The sequence below is a fragment of the Pseudooceanicola lipolyticus genome (assembly GCF_002786325.1).
Classification (GTDB): Bacteria; Pseudomonadota; Alphaproteobacteria; order Rhodobacterales; family Rhodobacteraceae; genus Pseudooceanicola_C; species Pseudooceanicola_C lipolyticus.
Genome location: NZ_PGTB01000277.1, coordinates 1 through 2973 on the forward strand (window position 1 = coordinate 1; position 2973 = coordinate 2973).

Below are 2973 nucleotides of genomic sequence, written 5' to 3' on the forward strand. Positions count from 1 at the left end.
CCTGCTGCGCGGCGATCTGGGCGCCGGCGCGGGCAAACATGGCGTCGGCGCGGGTCTGATCGCCATAGGCGGCCAGCGCCGCGCCCAGCTGGGCCGCTGCAATCGGGGTGTCGAAGGCGGCGGCCTTCTCGTCGGCGTAGTAGCGCAGGTCGCCCATCGCCGCCGCACCCTCGCGCGCCAGCACCATCAGCGCATAGGCGATATCGCCGCCGCCGCTGTCGAAATCGGGGGCATAGTTCACCCGGTTGCGCAGGTTGTCCATCGCCATGCGAAAGGCCAGATCGGGCACCTCATAGCCTTCGGCGCGGGCGCGGCTGAGGAAATCGGCGGTATAGGCGTCGAGCCAGAAATCCCCCGATTCCGCCCGCCACAGGCCAAAGGAACCGTTCGGCGCCTGCCGGGTCAGGATACGGGCGATGGATTGCTCGACGCGTTGGCGCACCTGCGGGCCATCCCCGAGCCCGGCGGCCTGCGCCACCGAAGACAGGTAGAGCAGCGGCAGCGCCTTCGAGGTGATCTGTTCGGTACAGCCATAGGGATAGGCATCGAGGCTGGACAGCAGGCCCGGCGCGTCGAACCTCGCCAGCGGCCCGGCCGACAACACCGCCTTGCCGGTGCCGGGGCGGAGATCGGCAAACACGTCGGCGGTGAAGTTGAAGCTGTCGCCGGCCGCCAGGGTGAAGCGGCGGGTCTGGGCGACCGGCGGGTCATTGGCGCGCACCGGCAGGCGCAGGCTCTGGCGCAGTTCCGTGCCGCCCGGCGTGGTCAGCACCACGTCAAAGCCGGGATCGCCCACGGCAGTGGCCTGCACCGGCACGGTAAAGCTGGCCTTGGCGCCTTCGGCCAGGGTGAAGGTGCCGGGCGTATCGCCCAGGGTGAGGCCGGCGCCGACATTGGCGAGGTGCAGCGCCATCGCGCCCGCCGGGCCATCGGCTTGCACCACCTCCAACAGGATGCGGCTGTGATCGCCGGGGGCGAGGAAGCGGGGCACGCTGGCGGTGACGACCACGGGATCGCGCACGATCATGTCGCGGCTGGCCTGCCCCACGGCGCGGCCGCTCCAGGCCACGGCCATCAGGCGCACCGTGCCGTTAAAGGCGGGCAGGTCGATGGGAATGGTGGCCTGGCCGCTGGCATCCACCTGAACCGGGCCGGAAAAGGCGGCCACCAGGTCCTGCGTCGGCGGCGGCGATTGCAGCCTTGCGCCCTGGTCGGCGTCGCCGCCGGAACGCACGGTGCCCAGCGCGCCGGTCATGCCGTCGATCAGGCGGCCGTAGACATCGCGCATCTCGACCCCCAGGCGGCGCTGGCCGAAATAATGGCCCATCGGGTCGGGGCTGTTGAAACCGGTGAGGTTGAGGATGCCCAGATCGACCGCCGCCAGCGTCAGCCAGACGCTGTCGCCCTCACTGGCGCCGGCCACCGTCACGGTGGCCGTCTGCGTGCCGCGCGGGCGGGCCACGTCGGGGGTGTCGATGGACACCGCCAGCGCCTTGTCCCCCGGCGCGATGGCGGCATGGGCCACGCCCAGGCTGCGCGCCGGGTTCTGCCCGGCCGAGACATCCATGGGCCGGATCACCGTCGCGGTGACATAGGCGCCGGTGCCCCAGTCTTCGGTCACCGGCAGCGGTATGCGGCTTTCGCCGGCGGGCACCTCGACGGCCATACGCGCGATCACCGAATTGGACAGGACCGAGATCAGCGCGGTGCCGGCGGCACGCGGCACGATGCGCAGCGTCGCGGTGTCACCGATCGCATAGGTTTCGGCATCCAGCGACAATTCCAGCCGGTCGGGCGTGGCCGAGGAATCGGCGGGCGCGTACCAGCCGGCATAGAACTCGGTGGCGGCAGCGACATAAGCGCCGTCGAGCCGTTCAACGACCAGTTCGTAGCGGCCCCAGTCGACCGGCTGCGACAGGGTCAGCGGCGCCGCGCCCAGCGCGGCCTCGCCGGTGGCAATGCGGGTGCGGCGGGTGGTCGGCTCCCAATTCCAGTCGCCGTAGAGCTGGTACCACTGATAGCGGGTTTCGAGCCGGTTCAGGGTCCAGCGCACGCGCATCGGCGCCGGTTGCAGCGCCGAGTCGAGGGCGATCACCTCGAACCCGGCATCGGTGCCTTCGGCGACCACTTCGTCGAACAATGGCCGGATCCCGATCACCGGACCGGCCGGACGGACCGGCGCGGTGAGTTGCCGTTCAACCGGGCGCGCGGCGCCATCGGCGAGGCGGGTGATCACGGTGATTTCCAGCGGTTTGCCCTCGGTTGCCGGCGCCGGCAGGTCCAGCGGGACATTGGCCTGGCCGGTGGCATCGGTGGTGCCGCTGAAATAGGTGCTGCGGGTTTCGCCGGGCGCGTCGTAGCGGCCGAAGCGATAGCCGGGCCATTGCGCAATGGTGCCGGCCGCGCCCAGCCGCACCTCGCCATCGATGGCCAAATCGGCGCCCGGCGCGCCGAACAGATAGCGGGCCTCGACCGACAGCGCCGGGCGGTCGCCCAGCGCGATCGGACCCTGCGGCAGCGCCAGGTCGAAATCGATGCGTTCGGGCAGGAAATCCTCGACCAGCAGGGTCTGGCTGGCGATGGCGGGCGCGTCGGCATCGGTTTTGATGTCCAGCCGCCAGCTGCCGCGCGGCACGGTCAGGCCGACGGGGAAGGCAAACACATGGCCGCCCGCGACGCCGCCCTCCGAGATCTGGCGGCGATATTCGACCCCGTCGGGGCGGCTGAGCACGGCGATCAGCGGCAGCCCCTCGATGGCTCGCATCCGGGCATCGCGGCTGAGCACGGTGGCATGAATGGTTTCGCCGGCACGATAGGCACCTCGGTCGGTGGTGAGGAACAGATCGACCGGCCCCGGCGCCGCGCGCCCCGCGACGCCGCGATCGGACAGATCGAAGGCCGGATCGGTCAGCGACAGGAAGCCGAGATCGCTGTCGCCCAGCCGCGCCAGCACCAGCGCCGGCGCGGCGCCGC

1 protein-coding gene is annotated in these 2973 nt (G+C 71.1%); it reads right to left on the minus strand.

Annotated elements, in window-relative coordinates; genetic code table 11:
* A partial coding sequence (locus CVM52_RS24890) for an alpha-2-macroglobulin family protein (RefSeq protein ID WP_133119984.1) occupies positions 1 to 2973 on the minus strand: 2973 nt, incomplete at both ends.